We start from the raw sequence: 22,599 nt of genomic DNA on the forward strand, positions 1-22,599 counted from the left end.
CCCTACCCAAGTCTACTAACGCGACAGCGCCAAACCGGTATGTCTGCTAGGATTTCGGCCGCGTTGGGCAAACCTGAACAGCGCTCAGGGAATTTTTCCCGATTCTACGGATCTCAGGCGCGCGCCAGTACGCGCTATGTTGTCGCAGTGAACGCATAAAAATTATTGACGGGGCATGCCAGGGGCATTGCTTCACGGGGGCTTGATGGATTTTTGGACCGCCGCATCGGCATTGATTCTTGGAGTTGTAGAAGGGCTGACGGAGTTTTTGCCCATTTCCAGTACGGGACACCAGATCATTGTTGCCGACCTCCTCGATTTCGGCGGTGAGCGGGCCATGGCCTTCAACATCATCATCCAGCTAGGGGCGATCCTGGCGGTGGTCTGGGAGTTTCGGCGCAAGATCCTCGACGTGGTCGTGGGCCTGCCCACCCAGCCGAACGCACGGCGCTTTACCGCCAACCTGCTGATCGCCTTTCTACCGGCGGTGGTGCTGGGGGTGGTCTTTGCCGACCTGATCCATGAATACCTGTTCAACCCCGTGACCGTGGCTGCCGCCCTGGTGGTGGGCGGTGTGGTGATGCTCTGGGCCGAGCGCCGCGAGCACGAGGTGCACGCCCACAGCGTCGACGACATCACTTGGAAGGATGCCCTCAAGGTCGGTTTCGCCCAGTGCCTGGCGATGATTCCCGGCACCTCGCGCTCGGGCTCGACCATCATCGGTGGCTTGCTGTTTGGCCTGTCGCGCAAAACCGCCACCGAGTTCTCGTTTTTTCTCGCCATGCCGACCATGGTCGGGGCAGCGGTGTATTCGGGCTACAAGTACCGCGACTTGTTCCAACCCGCCGACCTGCCGGTGTTCGCCATTGGCTTCGTCACCGCTTTCATCTTCGCCATGATTGCGGTCAAGGGCCTGCTGCGCTTCATCGCTAACCACAGCTACGCGGCGTTTGCCTGGTATCGCATCGTGTTCGGCTTGCTGATCCTGGCCACCTGGCAGTTCGCCTGGGTGGACTGGACGGCGGCCCAGCCATGAAGGCGCCGAACGGCGCACTGCAATACCCGCGCCTCAAGGTTCTGGTGTTTGTGCTGCTGGTTGCGTTGCCATTGGGTGGCTCGCTGGCCTTGTGGTTGCGCGGGGTGTCACCGATCCCATTGGTGGCCTACGGGGCGGTCAGCCTGTTGGCGTTCTTGCTCTATTGGCGCGATAAACGTATGGCCCGCGCCGGGCAGTGGCGCGTGCCGGAAAACGTCCTGCACGCGGTGGAACTGGCGGGCGGCTGGCCCGGCGCCTTGCTGGCCCAGCAGTTACTGCGCCACAAAACCCGCAAAGTCTCCTACCAACTGGTGTTCTGGCTGATCGTGCTGGCGCACCAGGTGTTTTGGATCGATCGCCTGTTCCTCGGCGCCACCCTGTTTTCGATTTTCTAGAGCAACAGGCCGACCTGGGTGCGCTTGGGCAGTTTGCTCACCACCAACTGGTGGGAGCGTCGCAGCAAGCCTTGCAGTTCTTCGGCGCCCAGCGGGTAGGGGGTTTGCATGATGATCCACTGCGCCCGCGCCAGATACGGCGCGGGGCCGATGCCCGGGCGGTCGACGTGGCCCAGGAACAGATCCTTGTCCACCTTGAATGCCAGGGAATCGCCGCGTAGGTTCTGCAGGGCAAACATCTTGCTGCCCGCCACCGAAAACACCCGCACACCGCCCCATTTGTAGTCTTCCCGGGCGCCGGGCAAGGCCAGGCAGAAGGCTGCCACATCGGCTTCGTTCATCTTCATAACAGGCGATCCCCACAGGCATTGAATGAATGGGCCAGATGATCGATCCATGCGCGCACGGCTGGCAACAACCCGCGGCGGTGAGGGTACACCGCCAGCAACCAGCCGCCGGGCAGTGACCAATCGGGCAGCAGTTGCACCAGTTGGCCACTTTGCAGCTCCTGCTCGCAGTACATCATCGGTAGCAGGGTGAACCCAAGGCCCGCCAGGGTGCAGGCCTTGCGCACCACAAAGTCATCGATGCCCAGGCGGGCTTCCAGGCTCAGCTCGGTGGCGTGGCCTTGCTGGTCGAGCATGCGCAGGTGGACCAGGCGATCGCTTTCCAGGGCGCCGAGCACCGGGACGCTTTTCAGGTCGTCGGGGCGTTCGATTTGGCGCTCTTGCAAAAACGCCGGGCTGGCCACCATCACCATTTGCGCCTGGCGCAGGCGACGGGTTACCAGCAGCGGGTCTTCATCGCCCAACTCGCGCACCCGCAAGGCTACGTCTATGCCTTCGCTGACCAGGTCCACGCGGCGGTTGACCAGCATCACGTCCAGTTGCACCTGGGGGTAGCGTTCAAGAAAGCTGCCGATCACCCCCGGCAGGAACTCATGGGCCAGGCCCACCGGGCACGACATGCGCAACCGCCCACGGGGCTCGCTGGACATGCTCGCCACCGCCTCGTCGGCCATCTCCGCCTCCAGCAGCATCGCCTGGCAATGGCGCAGGTAGCGTTCGCCCACGGCCGTCAGCTTGAGGCTGCGAGTGGTGCGTTGCAGCAGGCGTGCGCCCAAGCGCTCTTCCAACTCGGCGATACGCCGCGACAGGCGCGACTTGGGAATGCCCAGCAAACGCCCGGCGGCAGCGAAGCCACCGGCCTCCACCACCTTGGCGAAATAGTAGAGATCATTAAGGTCTTGCATGGGGGTGGGCTCATTGTCCTGTCAGTGGGACGAATAATCGCATTATTACCGCCTAATAGGTGATTGGATTCACCTGTAGGATTGTCCCCACTTGATCGCCCTGTCGCGGTCCTCACTTGGAGATCCCACATGAAACTTCTGCATATCGATTCGAGCATTCTGGGCGACAACTCGGCCTCCCGTCAGTTGAGCCGCAGCGTGGTACACGCCTGGCAAGCCGCCGAGCCTGGCCTGGCCGTCACCTACCGCGACCTGGCGAGCGACGCCATCAGCCACTTCAGTGCTGCCACCCTGGTCGCCGCCGGCACCAGCGCCGAACTGCGTGACGCCGCCCAGCAGCACGAAGCCCAGCTCAGCGCCTCGACCCTGGCCGAGTTCCTCGCCGCCGACGCCGTGGTGATCGCCGCACCGATGTACAACTTCACCATTCCCACCCAACTCAAGGCCTGGATCGACCGCATCGCCGTCGCCGGCCAGACTTTTCGCTACACCGAAGCCGGCCCCGAAGGCCTATGCGGCAACAAGAAGGTGATCGTGGTGTCCACCTCCGGTGGCCTGCACGTGGGCCAGGCCACGGGTGTCGGCCATGAGGATTACCTCAAAGTCATGCTCGGCTTCATGGGCATCACCGACGTCGAGTTCGTTCGCGCCCATGGCCTGGGCTACGGTGAGGACGTGCGCGGCAAAGCCATGGGCGATGCCCAGGCGCACATCGATGAACAATTGTTCGCCGCTGCCTGATCGCCACGGCCAACAGCCACTAGACTCCGTAAGCGGCGCCGCTTGCGGAGTTTTTTTATGCTTGCGCTAAAGGCTTGGCGCGGGTTGTGCTTAAACCCGGCGGCGATGCCTTCAACCATATCGACAGGGCTTTGCATGGCACGTTTGGGTGCGTTGTGGCTGATTTTTCTCTGGGCTGGCCTGGCGCCGGTGCACGCGGTGGCCGGTGGGCAGCCGCGCTGGAGTGTGGGTTATCACTGGATGAGTTTTCTCGACCCGCTGGACCAGCAACCGATGCGTGCGATTGCCTTCTACCCCTCCACGGCGTTGCAGCAAATCAGTGAAGTGGAGGGCTACCCGTTGCTGGCCAGCCAGGACGTGCGCCTCGCCCCGGGGCGTTTCCCGCTGCTCATGCTGTCCCACGGCAACACGGGCACGCCGCTGGCCCTGCATGACCTGGCCACCGCCCTGGCGCGCCAGGGGTTCGTGGTGGTAGCGGTGTTCCACCCCGGCGACAACGCCGAAGATCACAGCCGTTCGGGCACCCTGAGCAACCTCTACGGGCGGCCGTTGCAGATTTCCCGCGCCATCAGCGCCACCCTCGACGATTCGCTGCTGGCGGCGTCGGTCAGCGCGCGGCAGGTGGGGGTGATTGGCTATTCGGCGGGGGGCGAGACGGCGCTGATCCTCTCCGGTGCCACACCGGACCTGCAGCGCTTACGCCGTTACTGCGCGCTACGGCCCAACGACCTTGACGCCTGCAGCACCCAAGGCGAGTTGATCGCCGACCGCGACGACCTGCAAGTGGTGGCCGATCCAAGGGTGGGGGCGTTGCTGTTGATGGCGCCGTTGAGCCTGAAATTCGGCCGCCACAGCTTGGCCGAGGTGCATGTGCCGGTGCTGCTGTACAGCGGCGACGGCGACAACCTAGTGGCTTACGACAAAAACGCCGCCGCCCTGGCGCGCAAATTGCCGTCGGCGCCGGATTTCAAACTGCTGCCCGGGGCCGGGCATTTTGTTTTCATGGCCCCCTGCACGGCGCAACAGCAGCGCGCCATGCCGGCGCTGTGCATCGACGCCGATGGGGTGGATCGCAACAACATCCACCGCACCTTGATTGGAGAGGCCGGGCGTTTTTTTGCCCATGTGTTGGGTAAACCGGGCCAGGCCAGCGCCCACCACGAGCTGCCGTAGCAAGCCCGCTTACTACATCAGCATCGACAAGGCGCGGCGTTTGAGCAGCAAGGTCAGGCCCAGGCCTGACACCGACAGCAACGCCGCGCAGAAGAATATCCACGAATACCCCAGGTTCAACGCCACCGCGCCCATCACAGGCCCGGCAATGGCCAGGGCCAGGTCAAAGAACACCGCATAGGCGCTCAGCCCCGCGCCACGGCTGGTGCTGGGCACCTGGGCGATGGCTTCCACTCCCAGCGCCGGGTACACCAGCGACAGGCCAAACCCCGCCAACCCCGCGCCCAGCAGGGCAAACCCGGTCGAAGGCGCCAGCCACAGCAACACCAGGCCGAGGGTTTCGATGCCCATGCAGGCAATCGCCGCCGCATACCCGCCAAAGCGCTGGATGCTGGAGATAAACAGCAGGCGCGAGAGGATGAAGCACACCCCGAACACCGTCAGGCACCACGCGGCGCCGCGCCAGCCCAGGTCGGCGTAGTACAGGGTGATAAACGTGGTGAGGGTGCCGTAGCCGATGGACGCCAGGCACAGGCTGGCGCCATAAGGCGCGATACGCCCGAACACCGCCCAGAACGGCATGCGTTCGCCCCCCAGCACCGGCACCGAGGGCTTGTTGCGGATCAGCAGCAGGGCCAACAGGGCCAGGGCCGTCAGGGCAATGCCCAGGCTGGCGAAGCCCAGTTGCGCCACCATCACCACCCCCAGCGGCGCGCCGATGGCGATGGCGCCGTAGGAGGCGATGCCGTTCCAGGAAATCGAGCGTGCGGTATGCTCGACGCCCACCTGGCCCATGCACCAACTGATGGTGCCCACCCCGATCAGCCCCTGGGCGATGCCCAGCAACAGGCGCCCGCCCAACAGCACCAGCAGACTCAACAGCGGCCAGCCTTGCAGCAACGCGGACAGCCAGGTCAGCACGCCACTGGCGGCGATGCCGCCCAGGCCATAAACGATAGCGCGCTTGGTGCCGATGCTGTCTGACACCCGCCCGGCCATGGGCCGGCTGAGCAGGGTGGCCAGGTACTGCGCGCCAATGGTCAAGCCGGCCACCACCGCGCTGAAACCCAACTGCTCATGGACATAGCCCGGGAGCACGGCAATCGGCAGGCCGATGCACAAAAAAGCAATGAAGGTATAGAAAACGATCGACAGGATGTGCACGGTGACGGCCATGGAGCCGAGCGGTGGCGTGGGCTGTGCAGTCATGGGAACTCGTTCGCGGGTGGGCGGATTCACTCATTCTGGGGGCGCGATGGGGTAAAGGAAAGCAGGCTAACAATTCAGCCGCAGGGTTGGCACAAAACCCTTCTTTAGGCCGGATGTTGCTTTGGCATCACCTCTTTGTGGGAGCAACTGCCTGACCCTACCACTCGTCACCGCCACTCAGCGCCGCCATCGCGAGCGGGCTCGCTCCCACAGAGGAAAATGAAAACCCCACCCACACCAGCGTTCCACGGTGGGCGTGGGCCTGCCCGCGATGGCGGCCTATCTGCCAACACAGATGTATGGGCCCGTCGGCAGCCCATCGCGAGCGGGCTCGCACACAGTGGATGAGTGGTAGGGCGGCGCACTGAACGCCTCAAACCGCGAGCCTTGAGGTAGAGCCGATGACTTTTTCCAACACGCTGAAGTCGATCCAGTCGCGCACGTCGAAGCGCTGGGGGATGAAGTCCCAGCGGTGGAGGAAGTCGGTGAAGTCCTGCAACGCGCTGATGGAGCGCGAGTCGAGGGTGGTGCGCAGGCGGCGGTGGGCGTCTTCGCCGTAGGCGGCAGCGACCCAGTATTCGCTGGTGTTGAGCTCACGTGCGAGGAAGCGCCGGGTGTCGTCGGGGTTGGCCCAGGCCCACTGTTCGGTGCGCAGCACGGTGTCGACGATGCGCACGCTGGCATCGAAGTGCTCGCGCAGCAGGTGGGTGTCGACGGTCAGGGTGCGGGGCGTGCCGTTGTTGGCGCGGATCAGCGGGTCCGGGTGCGAACCGGTGTCCACCACCACATGCAGGCCGAACTCGTCCGCCAGGTGCACGGCGTGGGCGCCCTTGAGGAAAATCGCGTCGATATCGCCGCGCAGCAGGCCGATCAGCTCGTTGTTGCGGCGGCTGAAGCGGCTGGTGCCCAGGCTCACTTGCGAGCCATAGACGTGCTGCTTCTGCTCGTCGCTGTAGGTGCCGCCGTAGGGGTAGTCCACTAGTTCCACGTCGGCCACGTTCAGGCCTTCCAGGCGCAGGGCGTTTTCCAGGCCGCGCAGGGCCTGGGCGCGGGTGAAGTCGATCTGCACGTTGGCCCATTTCGGTACGCCGAAGCGGCGGTTTTTCAGGTCGCGGATTGTTTTCACACCACTGTCGGCGGTGGTCAGGATCAACTGCACCTCATCGCTCCACGACAGCCCCACGACCCGCGTCTGTGCGCCGCTGGCGTAGGCCCAGATCGCCGGGATATTGCCGCCGTGGCGCACCGAATTGACCAGGTGATGGTCGTAGTGGGCCTCGCGCACTTCCCGTTCGCTGGATTCGCGCAACGACTGAATGCGCGTGCCGAACGGGGCAAAGGCCTCGGCCAGGCGCCCGGACTGCACGGCGATGCCCAGGCCCGTGGGCACCGGGCTGTGGGTGTACCAGAGGGTGTCCAGTGGTGTGCTCATACGTTCTCGTCCTTTGAACCGGGCCGGTCAACCAGCCAATGCGGTGTGTGCGTTGAGCAGCGAATCCAGGGGCCTGGGGTCGATCCACTCGCGCACGTCGAAGCTGCGGGGGATGAAGCGCCAGCGATGGAGGAAGTGGGTGAAGTCCTGCAGGGCGCTGATGGCCTGCTCGTCCAGGGCCGTGCGCAGGCGCAGATGGGCGTCCTCGCCGTAGGCGGCGCCGACCCAGTATTCGCTGCTGTTGGTTTCCCGGGCCAGGTAGCGGCGGGCTTCGTCGCCGTGGCCGTGTGCCCAGTGCTCGGCGCGCAACACGGCGTCGAGGATGCCCTGGGCCACATCGAAGTGCTGCTCCAGCAGGGGCAGGTCCACCGCCAGGGTGCGTGGCGTGCCGTTGTTGCTGCGCACCAGCGGGTCGGGGTGCGAGCCGGTGTCGATCACCGTGTGCAGCCCCAGGTCGTGGGCGTACTGGGCGGCGCTGGCGCCCTTGAGGAAAATCGCGTCCACCTCGCCGCGCAGCAGCCCCAGCAGTTCCAGGTTGCGCGTCTGGCGCTGCGCTGCGCCCACCGGGCTGCCCGCCACCGTGCGTACCTGCGGGTCGCTGAAGGTGCCGCCGTAACGAAAATTCACCAATTGCATGTCACCCACCTGCAAGCCTTCCAGGCGCAAGGCGTTTTCCAGGCCGCGCAAGGCCTGGGCACGGGTGAAATCGATCTGCGCCCCGGCCCAGTCCGGCAGGCCGAAGGTGCGGCCCTTGAGGTCCTTGACGGTGCGGATGCCGCTGTCGGGGCGGGTCAGGATCAACTGCACTTCATCGGCCCAGGACAAGCCGAGCAGCCGGGTTGCGCGGCCCTGGGCGCGGGCCCAGATCGCCGGGATGCTGCCGCCGTGGCGCACCGAGTTGCGCAGGCTGTGGTCGAAGTGGGATTCGCGCACAGCCTGGTCGGCGGACTCGCGGATCGACTGCACCTGGGTGCCCAGGGCGCCGATGCGCTCCTGCAACCAGCCTTTTTGCACTGCAATACCCAGGCCGGTGGGCACCGGGCAACGGGTGTACCAGAGGGTGTCGAGAGCGTGGCTCATGCTGGGTTCTCCGCCGGCGTCAGGCGCTGGTTTTCATGTGGGGGGGCGACAGCGGGCCGTTCGTGCACCAGGGGCAGCACTTCCTGGCCGATGCGCAGGGCTTCTTCCAGGTGCGGGTTGCCGGCCAGGATAAAGGTCGAGAAACCGGCGTCGCGGTATTCCACCAGGCGTTCGGCGATGTTCTCGTGGCTGCCCACCAGGCCCACGGTCGGCCCCGGCTTGGCCTTGGCGAAACCGGCCCACAGGTTGGGGCCCAGGATCAAGTCCTCGAAGCGGTCGACGTTCTGGTGATAAGCCGTCTGACGTGCACCGCCCACTGAGTCCGAGCCGCTGGTGAAGCCCTGGGCGAGGCTGCTGCCACGGCCTTGGAGTTTGTCGAACTGGCGCCGCAGGTCGGCCCAGGCCAGCTCTTCGGTTTCCCGGGCGAACAGATCGACTCGCAGGCCAAAGCGCACGGTGCGCCCCTGTTTATCCGCCAACTCGCGCACCCGCTCGATGTGGGGTTTGAGCTTGTCTACCGGCTCGGCCCAGTTGAGGTACACATCGGCGTGCTTGGCGGCGACATCCAGCGCGGCATCGGAGAAGCCGGAGAAGTACACCCCAGGCTTGCGCTCGTTGTGCAGGCCTGGGGGCAGGGCGCCGTTCTCCAGTTGATAGACATCGCCCTCATAGGAGAACCGCTCGTTGTTCCACAGGCCCTGGATCACCTCCAGGAACTCACCGGTGCGCTGGTAGCGGCGGTCGTGCTCCAGGTAGTCGCCCTGGGCGCGCTGGCTGGCGGGGTTGCCGCCGGTGATGATGTTCCAGTCCAGGCGCCCGTGGCTCAGGTGCTGCAGGATCGCCGCCTGTTGCGCGGCGTAGGCCGGCAGGGTCCAAGTGGCCTGGAAGGCGATCAAAAACCGGATGCGCCGGGTTTCCCGGGCCAGCGCTGCGGCGACGATCCACGGCTCCGGGCCAGTGGGCAGCAATGCGCCCTCGAACCCGGCCAGCTCGGCGGCCTTGGCCACCTGGGCGATGTAGTCGATGTAGGTAAAACCGTCCGCCTCGCCATTGGCCAAACTCCCAGGCGCGATATGGCCGGGGCGATGGCGCGGGCTGCCGCGATTGTGTTTGTCGGTGCTGAGCTGCGGCCCGTCGGTGCCCAGCGGCAAACGCCAGAAAAATTCAGTGCTCATGGGGTACTCCTGATCCACTTATGGGGTCCGGTGCCTGGCGGCGCGGATAACTGAACAGAGCGATTGCAACCCCCATGCCATGCCTCCAACCCCCAGGTTTACGGGGCTTGCCGCCTGGGCGCGGGGCGGGCTGCGTCTGTGGCAACACCTTGGCAGCAATCGCTGTTGCCCTTGTAGCAAGCGAGCAAGCCCCGGGCGGCGTGGCGCCGCAGAGATTTTTTGCGACTGCTGCGCAGCCGAGCGCGGGTAAGCCCGCTTGCTACAGATAGAGGTAGGTAGGGGAGGGCTTCAAGCCTTGCGCGTAGCGCCGTCGGTTTCTTTTTTGTTGAGGATGGCGGTGTATTCGCCGGGGTCGACGTCGTTGAGGTAGTAGTTGCCCACGTGGTGCAGGCGCCAACGGATCGGGTCGTGGGTGGTGTGCACCCGGGCGTTGCGCCAGAAGCGGTCCAGGTTCCATTTGCTCAGGGAAGAGCTGGCGCCCAGCAAGGAGAAGATATCGCTGGAGATTTTCAGCGAAGCGCTGTCGGAGTGGGCGCGGGCGGTGGCCACCGAGAGGATCAGCTCGTCTTGCAGGGCTTTGTTGTCCGGGTCTTGCTCATGGGCATCGAACACCCGCGCAGCGTCGCGCAGCAGGGATTCGGCGGCGCGCAGGGCCACGGCGTATTCACCGATCTGCTTGATGATGTGCGGCTCTTCGTTGGCGTGATCGACGCCGCTTTCCACCCAGGGCCGGGCGTTGTGCTTGAGGTAATCCACCGCCGCACCGAGGGCGCCGGCGGCGATGCCGGTGTCGATGGCTGCGTGGAGGATCTGCGGGAAGGTCAGGCCGGTGCGCTTCATCGGGCCTGTGCGCGGGGACACGAAGGCCTCGTCCAACTCGATGTTGTCGAACCGCACTGTGCCGCTCACCGAGTTTTTCTGGCCGAAGGCGTCCCAGTCGTCCACCAGGGTCAGGCCCGGGGTATTGCGGTTGAGCAGCACCCCGGCGCCGCCGTCGTCGCTGGCGGCGGTGAGGGCGATCCACTCGGCCAGGTAAGCGCCGGTGGAGTAGAACTTGCTGCCGTTGAGGATCAGCCTGCCGTCGGCGCGGCGCTCGACGCGGGTCTTGAGGGCGAATTTGTTTTTGCCGCCGATTTCCGCCAGGGCATTGCCAAAGCGCTTGCCGGCCAGCACATCGGCGAGCAAGCGATCGCGCACCGCGTCCGAGTAGCCGCTGAAGATACCGCGCAGCATCACGTTATGGATTTGCAGCAATTGCCCGACGCCACCGTCGGCCACCGAGATGATGCGCACCGTCTCGACGAGGGTCGCCACCGAGGCGCCGAGGCCACCGAAGGCCTTGGGCACGCCGATGGCGGTCAGGCCACTCTCGGACAGCAATTGCGCCTGGCGCCGCGGCAATTGGCCGTTTTGCGCCGGGTCGGCGGCGATCTCGGCGATTTCTCGGGCGATCTGCCTGGCCACGGCAATGGCCTCGGCCTCGCTGCCCAACGGGCGCTGCGGCGCCTGTTCTTGCAGGGCTTGGGTGATGGGGTTGCGTTGAGCCGTACTCATGGGTCCACCTCTGGAATGTCTCGGAAGGTCGCTGCCCTGAATGGCGGGGCGCTGGAGGGGCTTGAGCAAGTTCTGCGCCAAGGCCCGCCGAGGCCTTGCAAGCCATGTGGCGCAAGGCTTTGGCACTCTCAGGCCGGGGCGGGTGTTGCTGGGGCAGCAGCGCGCGGCGGCCGGCTGCTGGGCCAGCAACAGTGGCGGCGCAATCCTGTTGGCAGGCCAGCAGCCCCGGGCCCGGTGCGGGCGGCAAAGCGCTTGAAAATCAGGGCCTTGCCGGATTGGCACGGGCGCTGCAATAGGCCTTGGCAACGCTGACCCACAGGAGCCGTGCCATGACCCTCGCTGCCGTACCGTCCACACCTGCCGCCCTGGACCAGATCTGGTTTACCCGTTGCCCAGTGCCGACCGCTTCAGGCATCGCCTACAAGCTCGGCTGGTTGAGCGAGGAGTTCGCCGCCGACGGCTTGCCCGTGTCCACCCTGCAAGAGGCCCGGCAACTGGGCCACCACCATTACGATCACGAACTGCCCGGGCTGTTTCGCGAAGGCGGTAACGTGCCGGCCCTGGCCGCCCGCGCCTCAGGTGCGCCGAGCCGTTTGATCGGCCTGACCTGGATCGAGGAATGGCAAACCATCCTGGTGCGCCCCGACTCGGGCATTCGCCAGCCGCAAGACCTCAAGGGCAAACGCCTGGCCCTGCCGGCCTGGGGCGACAGCCGCCCGGGAAGCATCGCCCGGGCCATGAGCCTGCACGGCTACAAAGGCGCACTGAGCCTGGCCGGGCTGGGCTTTGACGACGTGGAACTGGTGGAAGTGGCGTTGCAGGACCAGCAGGCCGCCAGCGCCAACGAAGGCTTGCAGCGCCTGTGGTCGGGCCTCGATTACCTGGCCCGGGGCGAGGTGGACGCGGTGTACGTCAAGGGTGCCTCGGCGGCTGACGCGGCGCGGCGCCTGGGCCTGGTGGTGGGCATTGACCTAGACCTGATCGCCGCGCCGCGCTACCGCATCAACAACGGCACGCCCCGGCCGATCACCGTGCACCAGAGCCTGCTCGATAATCACTTCGAGCTGGTGGTGCGCTTCCTCGCCCAGACCCTCAACGCCGCCGAATGGGCCGCCAACAACCGTGCCGGGCTCAACGCCATCCTCGAAGAGGAAACCCGGGCCGGCAGCGCCGGGGTGGACGAGGCCTATCGCAGCGACTTCCACACCACCCTGGCCCCGGACCTGTCGGCCCAACGCCTGGATGACCTGGGTGTGCAGAAAGACTTCCTGTACCTGCACGGTTTCCTCGAGCGGGACTTTGCCATCGCCGATTGGGTCGATGCCCGCCCGTTGCAAGCCGCCCACGACCTGCTGGCCAAGCGCCGCGCCTGAACCTGGAGCACCCCGATGACTGTCCTTATCCATGAACAACCGATCAGCGCCGAACTGCAACGCTTTATCGACCAGGTATTGGTGGACGCCGAGCAGGCGTTCACCGTGTTTCGCGAGACCGGCACCCTCACCGCCAACGGCACCGTGGGCTTTATCGAGCGGGTGCCGGGCCAGGAGCTGCTGGTGTCGGTCAACTACGGCGGGCCGTGGCACTACCGCGAGCCGCTTGCCGCCACCGTCACCGATTTCAACGGCAAGGTGATCTTGGGCAAAGGCAAGGGTGGGCTGGGCCGCTACACCAAGCTGTTCCAGCAACACCCGGACGTGACCACCGTGTCCCACGTGCACTCGCCGTACCTCGGCGCCTGGGCCCAGACCCACCGCACCTTGCCGTTCCACTACGTGCCGGTGCAGCGCTACCAGTTGGCCCGTGAGCTGGCGGTGTACATCGACCGGCGCCAGCCCGAGGTGGACTTCATCCTCGACACCCTCGCCGCCAACCCCTTCAACTTGGCGATCCTGGAAGCCAACGGCGGCTCTACCGTATGGGGCAAGCAGGGCCTGCGCGCCACCGCTGAGTTCATCCTGCTGCTGGAGGAGGGCGCGCGCCTGCAACTGCTGGCCGACGCCCTCGGCGGCTCCCGCGCCTACGGCCCGGGCGTGCTGACCCAGCAATGGAAAATGAGCGGCCTCTACGAGCGCGCCAGCGAACTGGGCCTGGTGCCCGGGATTGATCGCAAGGCTTGAAGTCTTCCCGTTTCCCCTTGTGGGAGCAGGCTGGCCCGCGATGGCGGTCTGGCAGTGGTCCATCGTTATCGCGGGCAGGGCCCGCTCCCACCGTTAAACGGTGGTGTGGGTGGGGTTTTCATTTTCCTCTGTGGCAGCGAGCCTGCTCGCGATGGCGGCACGCAGTGGCGGTGACGAATAGTCGAGATAAGACAGTTGCCCCCACAGTATTGGCAGAGTTACTGCCCCTCCAGGCTCTGGCGCACTTTGTCGAGCAGTTCCTGGATGTGGAAGGGTTTGATTATCAGGTCCATGCCGGTGCCCAAAAAGCTTTGCCGGTTGGCGGCGTTTTCGGCGTAGCCAGTCATGAACAACACCGGCAGGTTCGGGTGCCAGCCCCGGGCGAGGTCGGCCAGTTCGCGGCCATTGAGGCGCGGCAAGCCGACGTCGGTCAGTAGCAGGTCGATGCTCGGGTCGTTTTGCAGGCACGACATGGCTTCTTCCACATCGGCCGCCAGGGTGCAGCGGTAGCCGGCGTCCACCAGCACTTCGGCGACGAAACCACGCACGGTGGGCATGTCCTCGACCACCAGCACGTGCTCGCCGCTGTTGGCCTGGAACACCTCGCTCACTTGCGGCACCTGGGCCACCGGCTCGGCGCTGGCGGGCAGCATGATGGTCACTTCGGTGCCTTGGCGCGCCACGCTGCGGATGCGCGCATCGCCGCCGGACTGGCGGGCGAAACCGTAGATGCTCGACAGCCCCAGGCCCGTGCCCTGGCCTAAGGGTTTGGTGGTGAAAAACGGATCGAAGACCTTGTCGATCACGTGGTGGTCGATGCCGATGCCGTCGTCGCGCACGGAAATCGCCAGATAGGGGCCGTTTTCCAGCTTGATGCTGCCGTGGGAGTAGGCCGCGTAGGTGGTCACCCAGATATTGCCGCCATTGGGCAGTGCGTCGCGGGCGTTGATGACCAGGTTGAGCACCGCGCTTTGCAGCTGGATCGGGTCCACCAGGGCGACGGCGGCTTTGCTGGTCAGTTCCAGCTTCAGCGAAATGCGTTCGCCAATGGTGCGCACCAGTAATTCTTCAAGGGAACGGATGTGCTCGTTGATGTCGATGGGCCGGGTGTCCAGCGGCTGTTGCCGGGCGAAGGCCAGCAGGCGATTGGTCAGCCCGGCGGCGCTCAAGGCGGAACTGAGGGCCGCGTCGGCGTAGTCGATGACCTTTTCGGGGCGCTGGCTGGCCATGCGTTTTTTTATCAACTCAAGGCTGGTGATGATCCCGGTCAGCAGGTTGTTGAAGTCGTGGGCGATGCCGCCGGTGAGCTTGCCCAAGGCGTCCATTTTCTGCGCTTGCAGCAGTTGCGCCTCGGTGCGGGCCAGGCGGCTGGTGGCGTTGTCCAGTTCGGCGCGTTGGTCACGCTCGCGGTGGCGGTGCTCGGTGACGTCCTCGACGAACACCAGGCTCAGTTCAGGAGTGCGGTAGGGGGAAATCTGCCACTCGGTCTCGCGGGTCTGGCCTTCGACCTGGATGCTCAGGGTGCCTTTCCAGCGCTCACCGGCGGCCAGGCGCTGGCGCAGTTCCTGGATCACCGCGCACTGGTCCTTGCTGAAACATTCGAGCAGGGCGTCGGGGTTGAGGTTGTCCTGCACCAGTTGGGCAAACGCATGGTTGCATTCGTGGACCTTGAGCTGGGCGTCCATCACGGCGATGGGCGCGCTGATGTTGAAGAAAATTTCGCGAAACCGCGCCTCGCTCTCGCGCAGCGCGCACCCGCAGCAAGGTGCGCAGGGTGGCCAGGAGCACGTCCGGGTCTACGGGGTGGGTCAGGTAGGCGTCGGCCCCGGCATTGAGGCCGGTGATGATATCGCCGGTCTCGATGGACGCCGCCGAGACATGCACCACCGGCAGCAGCGCGGTGGCCGGGTCGGCCCGCAGGATGCGCACGATGTCAAAGCCGCTCATGTCCGGTAGGTTGACGTCCAGCACCAGGCCATCGACCTGCTCTTGCGTGATGATGTCCAGGCCATCCTGGCCGGTGCCCGCCTCGAGCACCTGGTAGCCGTGCTGCACCAGGCGCCGGCGCAGGGCGTAGCGGGTGGCAACGTTGTCGTCGACGATCAGCAACCTGATGTCACGCTTCATGAACGGGCTCCGAGGGAATGGACAGCGGGATTATCACGAAAAACGTCGAACCGGCGCCGGGAACACTGTCCACCCCCACGCTGCCGCCGAGCAACGCCGCAAAACGCTTGCACAATGACAGGCCCAGGCCGGTGCCGCGCAGTCTTTTTTGCAGGGGCGAGTCGATTTGCGAGAAATCCTCGAACAGGTTGCCATGCAGCTCGGGGGGGATGCCCAGGCCAGTGTCGCTGACCGCGAAGCGGATCTGCGTGGGGTTGAGCATGTGGGCCGAGACTCGCACCTCGCCTTGCAGGGTGAATTTCAGGGCGTTGGAGATGAAATTGCGCAAAATCTGCGCCAGCTTCTTGTCGTCGGTGTAGAGCCTGGGCAGGCCCACCGGCTCCTCGAAGATGAGGTCCACGGCACTGGCGTTGACGATGGGCCGGAACATGCCGCGCAGGGCCGCGAACAGGTCGAACATGTCGAACCAGGCCGGGGAAATGGTGATGCGCCCGGCCTCGATCTTCGCCAGGTCCAGCAAGTCGTCGACCATGTCGGTCAACTCCCGGGCCGAATGGCTGACGAACGCTACCTGCTTGTGTTGCTCGGCGCTTAGCGGGCCGTCGAGTTCGTCGGTGAGCAGGCTGGCGATGCTCAGGATCGAGCCCAGGGGCGTGCGGAACTCATGGCTCATGTACGACAAAAAACGGCTTTTGAGGTCCGAGGCCTGGCGCAGTTGCTCGGCCTGGGTGTCGAGCTCGGCGTACAACGCCAGCACGCCCTGGTTGGTGTCTTCCAGTTCGGCGCGCAGGGCATCGGCCTCCGCGCGCAACTGGCGCACCAGGGCGCTGTCGTCAGCGCCAGGCGGGGTAGGGCAATCAACCATCACTGGCCTCCAATGCAATCACGAATACGGTGACGTCATCCCGGCCCCGGCAGTAGTCACGGTGCAGCAGGGCGGCGATAAGCGCCGGATGACGGTGGACAAGGCCGGGATAGTCCGCCAGGTTCCAGCGCGATTGCAGGCCATCGCTGTAGAGGATCAGCAATTGGCCATGCACTGGAGCGTAGTCGAACACCTGGGCGCGCCGGAACTGGCTGCCGACGATGCCGGGGTGGGACGGCAAGCCCTTGGAGCTGCCCGGGGCGATCAGGCAGGCGCCGATGTTGCCCACCCCGGTGAAGCTCAAACGATCGGCATGGGTGTCGAACTGGGCGAACGCCAGGGCGCCGCCACGGGTGCCGTTCATCGCCAGGTGGATCTCGTTCATGAGTTGCGAGGGTTCGCTGAAGGGCTCCAGGGCAAAGGCCCGGGCGCCGGCCAGGGACGCCCGCTCGGCTTCGCTGCCGTGGCCCAGGCCATCGGCTACTAGCACGCTGAGGCGTGACGGCTCCAGCACCAGATGCCAGGCGTCGCCGCAGGCCGGGTCGTGGTGCAGCGAATGCTGGCTGACGCCGTAGCGCACATCCTTCGCTGCAACGCCACGCGGGTACAGGCGTGCCAGCACCACGGCGCCACGGCTGTCCACGTACACGTCGAACACCTCGGCCAACCGCGAGATCGCCCCCAAGCCAATACCCTGGGTGCCGCCGGTGGAGTAACCGTCCACCAGGCAACTGTCGAGGTCAAAGCCCTGGCCTCGGTCGATGGCGATGATTTCGATGCCGCTGGCACCAGCCCCCGGCAGTTCGCGCAGGTGCAACTCGCCGCGCACAGCGTGCTTGAGCAGGTTGCTGGCCAGCTCGGTGACCACCAGGGCCACGCGCCCAGCGTCAGTGTCGTTGAACCCATAGCCTTCGGCTTGGCGCTGCGCGGTGCGGCGGGCGTGGCCGATCTGGCTGGGGTCTTCAATGGGTAGCACATGGGTGATGGCGCTGGGGATATTCAGACCCATCGTGTGATCGCCACGCGGGTGCCCTGGCCAGGCGCGGTGTCGAGCTCGAACTCGTCCACCAGGCGCCGGGCGCCCGTCAGGCCCAGGCCCAGACCGCTGCCGGAGGTCCAGCCGTCGGTCAGCGCCAGTTTGAGGTCGGCAATGCCGGGGCCTTCGTCGCGAAACAACAGGCGCAGGCCGGTGCGCGCCGGCTCTTCGATGATCTGCCAATCCATATGGCCGCCACCGCCGTACACCATGGTGTTGCGCGCCAGTTCACTGACGGCGGTGACCAGTTTGGTCAGGTCGATCAGGCGCATGCCGCATTGCTGGGACAGCTTGCGCGCCAATTGCCGGGCCAGGACCACGTCCTGTTCGATCTGGATCGGATGAGTGCCACTGCTGGGCAGGGTCATGATTGCGCCAACCGTTCGTTGAGCAACTTCATACCGCGCTCGACATTCAGCGCCGTGCTTACGCCGGGCAGGGTCAGGCCCAGTTCCACCAGGGTGATGGCCACGGCCGGCTGCATGCCCACCAGCACGGTTTGCGCGTCCATGATCCGCGAAAGCCCGGAAATGGTGCCGATCATGCGCCCGATGAACGAGTCCACCATGTCCAGGGCGGAGATATCGATCAGTACGCCTCGGGCGCAGGTGCGGTTGATGCGTTCGGACAAGTCGTCCTGCAGGGTCAGGGCCAGTTGGTCGTGCATATCGACCTGGATGGTCACGAGCAGCAGCTCGCCCATCTGCAAAATGGGGATGCGCTCCATGCTTACACCGCCTTGCTCACGCTGACGCCCAGGCGTTTAAGGGCCAGCGCCAGGGCATCGGCCAGGTTGGCTTTGGTCACTACGCCTTGCAGGTCCAGGCCCAGGTGCACGATGGTCTGGGCGATTTGCGGGCGCACGCCGCTGATGATGCAGTCGGCACCCATCAGGCGGATGGCGGTGACGGTCTTGAGCAGATGCTGGGCCACCAGGGTGTCCACGGTGGGCACGCCGGTGATGTCGATGATGGCGATTTCCGAGCCGGTATCAACGATGCGTTGCAGCAAGGATTCCATCACCACTTGGGTGCGCTGCGAGTCGAGCGTGCCGATCATCGGCAGGGCCAGCACGCCGTCCCACAGCTTGACCACGGGGGTGGACAGCTCCAGCAGTTCTTCCTGCTGGCGCTGGATCACCGCCTCGCGGGACTTCTGGAAGGTGGCGATGGTGTGCATGCCCAGGGTGTCGAGCAACTCGGAGACTTCCCACAGTTGCTCGGCCAGCAGGGCAGGTTCCTCGTTGTATTCGCGTTGCAGCAGGGCGAACAGCGGGCCCTTGAGGGCAAAGATGAAGTTGGCGGTTTGCCGCGAGTCCTGGCCCGCGAGGGCGCGGCTGTGGGAGAGCTTTTCCAGGAACTGGCGGGTTTGCGCCCAATTCTCAGTGGCAACGCTTTGCCCGTTACCGCCGTCGAGCGCGGCGACGATCAGGCCGAGAAAACTGCTGGCCTGGTGCTGCAAATCTTCTTCCTTGAGGTTGCGCGACCCGCCGGAGGCTTGGAGGCTGGCGACCCATTGGGTGAGCAGTGCTTGCTGATTCTGTTGAAGGGCCTGGAGGGTACGTGCTTGCAGTGTTGCCATGGGAGTGGCTCCTGAACGATTCGTGGGTAAATGACAACAAATAGAGATGAACGAATGACTGACCTGCGGCAATGGGTTTGGTTTTGCCCCGCTGCGGGTCCAATAGCGTTTTGTGACCGACGTCACGTTTGCCGCGTATTGGCAAAGTAATGGCGCCGCGCTGAGCATAGAACACCCTGTGCCGGGCCAGCGACGATGACAGCGAGCGCGCCCACGCCCGCGTGGGTTGATGGCTTCGACGGACGGGCGCTGGCGGAGTTCAGCAAAAACTGCACCGGCGCCAAAAAAAACCTGCGCCCCTGTTTATAGCCAGCCGGCGTGCCCGCGCCCGGTCGTGCAGCGGCCGTCAATCGCGGTATGTGGACGAACCTTAAGGGCGGTTTTGCCACCCAGCGCGGGCGAGCCCGCCTGCGACAGACAGAGGGGGACCTGTTATGGCTTGTAATAAATTGCGCGTATGAATTTGTCCGAAGTGTTGTAGGGTTTCTCCCCCAATTTTCTTCAGGTTTTTATGAGTACGTTACTGGAGCCTCCCAGTCCCCTGTTTCATCTGACACCCCGCCGCTTGTCCGCGATGACCACCCTGGCCATCGATTCTGCCGTACCCGCCAAGCCCCTGTTGCCGACTGTCCTTTGCCTGCGCGATGCCTATGCCCGTGCCCGGGCGTTGCGGGGGGTTGAGTAATCATGGAATGGATTGCCGACCCCACGGCCTGGCTGGGCCTGGCCACCTTGATTGTGCTGGAGCTGGTGCTGGGCATCGATAACTTGGTGTTTATCGCCATCCTGGCCGACAAACTGCCGCCGGCGCAGCGTGACCGCGCGCGGGTGATCGGCCTGTCCCTGGCGTTGCTGATGCGCCTGGGCCTGCTGGCCAGTATTTCCTGGATGGTGACCCTCACCGCGCCGCTGTTCGAGGTGTTTGACAAGAGCTTCTCGGGCCGCGACCTGATTATGTTGTTCGGCGGTGTGTTCCTGTTGTTCAAGGCCACCATGGAACTGCACGAACGCCTCGAAGGCCATGTCGCCGAGCGCACCGCCAACGGTACTTACGCGCGGTTCTGGCCCATCGTCGCGCAGATCGTGGTGCTGGACGCGGTGTTCTCCCTGGACGCGGTGATTACCGCCGTGGGCATGGTCGAGCACTTGGCGATCATGATGATCGCAGTGATCGTCTCCATCGGCCTGATGATCGTGGCCAGCAAGCCGCTGACCCGCTTCGTCAACAGCCACCCCACCGTCATCATGCTGTGCCTGGGCTTTTTGATGATGATCGGCTTCAGCCTGACGGCCGAAGGCCTGGGCTTCCACATTCCCAAGGGCTATCTATACGCGGCCATCGGGTTCTCGATCCTGATCGAGGTGTTCAACCAGATCGCCCGCGCGCGGCGCAAGAAAAGCCTGCAAGGCGTGCGCCCCTTGCGTGAGCGCACCGCCCACGCGGTGATGCGCCTGCTGGGTGGGCGCACCCTGGGCGCCGACGAAGTGGGCGAGGAAATCGCCGACATGCTTGAAGGCGAGGCCAGCGCGCAGGTGTTCGACCGCCGCGAACGCATCATGATTAGCGGCGTGCTGCAACTGGCCGAGCGGCCCATTCGCACGGTGATGACACCCCGGGCGCAGATCGACCCTATCGACCTCGCCGACAGCCCCCAGGCCATTGCGGCGAAACTGATGCACTCGTCCTACTCGCGCCTGCCGTTGATTCGTGACGGCCGGGTGGACGAGCCCCTGGGCTTCGTGCACAAGAAGGAGCTGCTCAAGGAGCTGTTGGCCGGCAACCAGCCGGACCTGGCGACCATGGCACGCCAGACCATCAACTTGCTCGACAGCTTCACTATCCTCAATGCCCTGGAGCAAATGCGCAAAGCCTCGACCCACATCGCGTTCGTGGTCAACGAGTTCGGCGACTTCATCGGCCTGCTGACGATGACCGACATCCTCGAGTCCATCGCCGGCGAGCTGCCGGATTCCTGCGAGATCGAAGGGCCGAACATCGAGGCCACTGCCGAGGGTTTTGTGGTCAACGGCGCCCTTAACCTGAGCCTGGTGCGTGAGCAGATCGGCTTTCAGGCCCAGGCCAGCGCGGACTACCAGACCCTCGCCGGCCTGGTGATGAGCCTGCTCGACCGCTTGCCGCTGATCGGCGACCGTCTGCACTGGCAGGGCTGGAGCCTGACGGTGGTGGAAGTCAAGGAACGGCGGGTGACCCGAGTACTGATGCGCCAGGACGCGGAGACGGCGCAGTAACCGGTGCGCGCCGGGGGTGATACCCTGGCGCGCTTCCCCGTATCGCCCCAAGAGGAGCCCCCCATGCGCGAACGCCCCGCCGCCCGTTTGCTGGTCATCAGCCCCGCCCGCGAAGTGCTGTTGTTTCGTTTCGTGCACAAGGACGGCGCGCTGGCCGGCAAGGACTACTGGGCGACCCCCGGTGGCGGCGTCGAGCCGGGGGAAAGCTTCGAGGCTGCGGCCATTCGGGAATTGCGCGAAGAAACCGGCATGGTCATCGACAGCGTCAGCACCTCTGTCGCCCAGCGCACCTTTGAACTGATGCTGCCCGACGGCGAAACCGTGCTGGCCATCGAGCGTTTTTATCTGGTTCATGTGCATGACACCCAGGTATCTCGGGCCCAGTGGACGGCTGAAGAGGTGCAGGTGATGGCTGACCACCGCTGGTGGTCAGCCGCCGCACTGCGCCAGACCACCGACCTGGTGTGGCCCGCCGGGCTGGCGGACCTGCTTCAGGCGCTGGGGGCGTTCGAGCCGGCGTGATGCGGCCCCCGTGCCGGGTGACCTACCAATCACTCCTGCGCGGCACCGGCCCGGTCTGTGAGGGGAATAGCGGCAGCACCTCTTCGGCCAGTTCCTGCACCACCTCGGCGGCGGGGCGGGTGCAGAACTGGATGCCCAGGGCGGCATGGTTGACCCCTTCGCGCTGCCATTGGCTCAACAATTCGATCAAGCCCTTGCGCCCGGTGCGCAGCACATAGCCGCCTTGCAGCGGGGTGCGCGGATGGTCGGGGTCGGCCACCAGGTCGAGCCATTCATTGGTGACGTGGGGGCGGAAGCCGCCATCGCTGATCGCGCTGCGCCATTGCGCGATTTTCTGCCCCAGGCGCCGTGGCCCGTCGCTGTTGTGGGTGGCCTCGGGGAAGGTCAGCCAGCCGTCGGCGTGTTCGGCAATCCACTGCGGCGTCTGTCGGCTGGTGCCCGTCACCAATAGCGGGATGGTGCCGCTCACCGGTTTCGGCAGCAGTTCGGCGTCGCTGATACTGCCCAACGGGCTGTGCAGTGCGCGCCGCCCGGTTTGCAGCAATTGCCGAAAGTCGCTCACCGCCTGGGCAAAGCGTTCGCCGCGCTGGCTGTGCTCTAGACCATAGGCGGGAAACTCCCCGGGCCGGTCTCCCGACGCGATGCCCATCACCAGCCGCCCGCCCGAGAGTTGATCGACGCTGGCCGCGGCCTTGACCAGGTCGATGGGGTGGCGCAGGCTGAAAATCGCACTGCCGGTGGCCAGGGCGATGCGTTCGGTGTGGGCGGCGAGGAAGGCCAGGTAGGTGAAGGGGTCGAACACTTGGCCGGCGTCGCCGAACGTCGGGTCGTACAGCGGCACGTCACGCACCCAGACGCCGGCAAAGCCCTGGCGGTCGATTTCGCGCACCAGCCGCGCCTGGCCGCGCAGCACCTCGCTGTCGCCCTGGTAAAAGCGCAGCGGCAGGAAAACCCCCAGGGTCAGGTGCCCCGGGGCGAACATGCGCCGGTAGCCAGGATGCTGGGCAAAGGCTTGGCAAGAGGCACCGCACAGGCGGGTAGGAAGGGTCAT

At 65.2% G+C, this 22,599-nt stretch carries 21 protein-coding genes and 1 pseudogene; 8 read left to right on the plus strand and 14 right to left on the minus strand.

The genetic code is table 11. The annotated features are described in order from the left end of the window. Positions 1-205 precede the first annotated feature (205 nt). Both AC19YR_RS07455 and AC19YR_RS07460 read left to right on the plus strand, forming a co-directional pair. Positions 206-1,036, plus strand: a complete 831-nt coding sequence (locus AC19YR_RS07455; protein WP_095108213.1) for an undecaprenyl-diphosphate phosphatase — start codon at positions 206-208, stop codon at positions 1,034-1,036. Continuing rightward, positions 1,033-1,431 (plus strand): DUF1294 domain-containing protein, encoded by a 399-nt coding sequence (locus AC19YR_RS07460; RefSeq protein WP_500597789.1) that lies wholly within the window; start codon positions 1,033-1,035, stop codon positions 1,429-1,431. Before AC19YR_RS07455 ends, AC19YR_RS07460 begins: the two co-directional genes overlap by 4 nt. Here the strand turns inward: AC19YR_RS07460 and AC19YR_RS07465 are convergent. Continuing rightward, a complete protein-coding gene (locus tag AC19YR_RS07465) occupies positions 1,428-1,778 on the minus strand; it encodes an MmcQ/YjbR family DNA-binding protein (protein ID WP_500597791.1) in 351 nt (116 codons plus the stop codon). The two genes, AC19YR_RS07460 and AC19YR_RS07465, sit on opposite strands and share 4 nt — an antisense overlap. Next, entirely contained in the window at positions 1,775-2,683 is a 909-nt protein-coding gene (locus AC19YR_RS07470; RefSeq protein WP_500597793.1) for a LysR substrate-binding domain-containing protein, read from the minus strand. The genes AC19YR_RS07465 and AC19YR_RS07470 overlap by 4 nt, the downstream gene beginning before the upstream one ends. A 129-nt stretch (positions 2,684-2,812) precedes the next feature. Between AC19YR_RS07470 and AC19YR_RS07475 the strand changes: the two genes are divergently transcribed. Together AC19YR_RS07475 and AC19YR_RS07480 are read left to right on the plus strand one after the other, a co-directional pair. Beyond that, positions 2,813-3,424, plus strand: a complete 612-nt coding sequence (locus AC19YR_RS07475; protein WP_095108217.1) for an FMN-dependent NADH-azoreductase — start codon at positions 2,813-2,815, stop codon at positions 3,422-3,424. 135 nt (positions 3,425-3,559) lie between these two features. Beyond that, positions 3,560-4,597, plus strand: a complete 1,038-nt coding sequence (locus tag AC19YR_RS07480; RefSeq protein ID WP_500597795.1) for an alpha/beta hydrolase family protein — start codon at positions 3,560-3,562, stop codon at positions 4,595-4,597. 12 nt (positions 4,598-4,609) lie between these two features. Here AC19YR_RS07480 and AC19YR_RS07485 read toward each other — a convergent pair whose 3' ends face one another. From AC19YR_RS07485 to AC19YR_RS07505, 5 genes are all read right to left on the minus strand, one after another. Then, positions 4,610-5,806, minus strand: coding sequence for an MFS transporter (locus AC19YR_RS07485; protein ID WP_500597797.1), 1,197 nt, complete (start codon positions 5,804-5,806; stop codon positions 4,610-4,612). Positions 5,807-6,179: 373 nt separating this feature from the next. Beyond that, on the minus strand, positions 6,180-7,238 hold the full coding sequence (locus AC19YR_RS07490) for an ABC transporter substrate-binding protein (protein ID WP_500597799.1): 1,059 nt from the start codon (positions 7,236-7,238) through the stop codon (positions 6,180-6,182). Positions 7,239-7,265: 27 nt separating this feature from the next. Next, positions 7,266-8,318, minus strand: coding sequence for an ABC transporter substrate-binding protein (locus AC19YR_RS07495; protein ID WP_500597800.1), 1,053 nt, complete (start codon positions 8,316-8,318; stop codon positions 7,266-7,268). Further along, entirely contained in the window at positions 8,315-9,493 is a 1,179-nt protein-coding gene (locus AC19YR_RS07500; RefSeq protein WP_095108222.1) for an LLM class flavin-dependent oxidoreductase, read from the minus strand. Before AC19YR_RS07500 ends, AC19YR_RS07495 begins: the two co-directional genes overlap by 4 nt. A 288-nt stretch (positions 9,494-9,781) precedes the next feature. Next, positions 9,782-11,047 carry an acyl-CoA dehydrogenase family protein gene (locus AC19YR_RS07505; RefSeq protein ID WP_095108223.1) on the minus strand — a complete coding sequence of 422 codons (1,266 nt, stop codon included), beginning with the start codon at positions 11,045-11,047 and terminating at the stop codon, positions 9,782-9,784. Between the two features lie 329 nt (positions 11,048-11,376). On the opposite strand from AC19YR_RS07505, the gene AC19YR_RS07510 reads away from it, so the two are divergent. After that, complete coding sequence (locus tag AC19YR_RS07510) at positions 11,377-12,420, plus strand: ABC transporter substrate-binding protein (protein WP_500597802.1); 1,044 nt, start codon at positions 11,377-11,379, stop codon at positions 12,418-12,420. Between the two features lie 15 nt (positions 12,421-12,435). Beyond that, positions 12,436-13,167 (plus strand): class II aldolase/adducin family protein, encoded by a 732-nt coding sequence (locus tag AC19YR_RS07515; RefSeq protein ID WP_095108226.1) that lies wholly within the window; start codon positions 12,436-12,438, stop codon positions 13,165-13,167. Positions 13,168-13,385: 218 nt separating this feature from the next. Here AC19YR_RS07515 and AC19YR_RS07520 read toward each other — a convergent pair. The 6 genes and pseudogenes from AC19YR_RS07520 to AC19YR_RS07545 all read right to left on the minus strand — a co-directional run bounded on the left by AC19YR_RS07520 (position 13,386) and on the right by AC19YR_RS07545 (position 18,776). Then, positions 13,386-15,294: pseudogene (locus AC19YR_RS07520) on the minus strand (PAS domain-containing hybrid sensor histidine kinase/response regulator). Beyond that, positions 15,284-16,159, minus strand: coding sequence for a sensor histidine kinase (locus tag AC19YR_RS07525; protein WP_095108228.1), 876 nt, complete (start codon positions 16,157-16,159; stop codon positions 15,284-15,286). Before AC19YR_RS07525 ends, AC19YR_RS07520 begins: the two are co-directional and overlap by 11 nt. Continuing rightward, positions 16,152-17,168: an ATP-binding protein gene (locus AC19YR_RS07530; RefSeq protein WP_176465078.1), complete on the minus strand. Its 1,017-nt coding sequence runs from the start codon at positions 17,166-17,168 to the stop codon at positions 16,152-16,154. Before AC19YR_RS07530 ends, AC19YR_RS07525 begins: the two co-directional genes overlap by 8 nt. Further along, the gene (locus AC19YR_RS07535; RefSeq protein WP_095108229.1) at positions 17,159-17,563 is read right to left on the minus strand and encodes an anti-sigma regulatory factor; all 405 of its coding nucleotides are present in this window, start codon (positions 17,561-17,563) and stop codon (positions 17,159-17,161) included. Before AC19YR_RS07535 ends, AC19YR_RS07530 begins: the two co-directional genes overlap by 10 nt. Further along, on the minus strand, positions 17,560-17,922 hold the full coding sequence (locus AC19YR_RS07540; protein ID WP_095108230.1) for an STAS domain-containing protein: 363 nt from the start codon (positions 17,920-17,922) through the stop codon (positions 17,560-17,562). The genes AC19YR_RS07535 and AC19YR_RS07540 overlap by 4 nt, the downstream gene beginning before the upstream one ends. Before the next feature lie 2 nt (positions 17,923-17,924). Further along, positions 17,925-18,776, minus strand: a complete 852-nt coding sequence (locus AC19YR_RS07545) for an STAS domain-containing protein (protein WP_095108231.1) — start codon at positions 18,774-18,776, stop codon at positions 17,925-17,927. A 687-nt stretch (positions 18,777-19,463) separates the two neighbouring features. On the opposite strand from AC19YR_RS07545, the gene AC19YR_RS07550 reads away from it, so the two are divergent. Both AC19YR_RS07550 and AC19YR_RS07555 read left to right on the plus strand, forming a co-directional pair. Then, the gene (locus AC19YR_RS07550) at positions 19,464-21,026 is read left to right on the plus strand and encodes a TerC family protein (RefSeq protein ID WP_095108232.1); all 1,563 of its coding nucleotides are present in this window, start codon (positions 19,464-19,466) and stop codon (positions 21,024-21,026) included. Between the two features lie 63 nt (positions 21,027-21,089). Then, on the plus strand, positions 21,090-21,548 hold the full coding sequence (locus AC19YR_RS07555) for an NUDIX hydrolase (protein ID WP_500597805.1): 459 nt from the start codon (positions 21,090-21,092) through the stop codon (positions 21,546-21,548). A gap of 22 nt (positions 21,549-21,570) precedes the next feature. On the opposite strand, the gene AC19YR_RS07560 is transcribed toward AC19YR_RS07555, so the two are convergent. Continuing rightward, positions 21,571-22,599, minus strand: coding sequence for an LLM class oxidoreductase (locus AC19YR_RS07560; protein WP_500597806.1), 1,029 nt, complete (start codon positions 22,597-22,599; stop codon positions 21,571-21,573).

This window comes from Pseudomonas sp. MF08817 (genome assembly GCF_059862705.1).